Raw genomic sequence first — 439 nt, forward strand, 5'->3', positions numbered from 1 at the left:
ATTGTCTGCTCATGAATAATTTTCAGCTGGGCCAAGGCTGATTGCTAGAAAGAAAAGCTTTTGCTGACCTCTCGACAATAGCTCTGCAGGATCCGCATCGTTTATCTTCAGCGTCCAATCACAAGCATGCGCACCATAACGCGTGTAACCGTGTTGCTGATCTTTTTCTATATTAGCGAGCAGCACATCGGTCAGATTCTCATTCTTCGGCCAGCCGATGCTAAAACGCGAAGTAATATCTGCATCAGCGAAGGCCGGGCACAAGTGACCGAATAACACTTCGAATTCACTTCTTAGCCTTTCAAGATATCGTGACCGATGTTCTGTCAGTGCTAATCCGTGTCTGTTTAGATAATTATCCCACAGCAACAATTCATCTCTTTTTGAACGATTTTTCAATGCCGCATTACGTTGCTGTAATGATTTTTTATAGGACTGA

At 43.5% G+C, this 439-nt stretch carries 1 pseudogene; it reads right to left on the minus strand.

What is annotated here, in order from left to right:
* Positions 1 to 9: 9 nt before the first annotated feature.
* A pseudogene (locus MPL1_RS13750) lies at positions 10 to 439 on the minus strand (DNA replication/repair protein RecF); the annotation flags it as partial.

It is taken from the genome of Methylophaga lonarensis MPL (assembly GCF_000349205.1).
Lineage (GTDB): Bacteria > Pseudomonadota > Gammaproteobacteria > Nitrosococcales > Methylophagaceae > Methylophaga > Methylophaga lonarensis.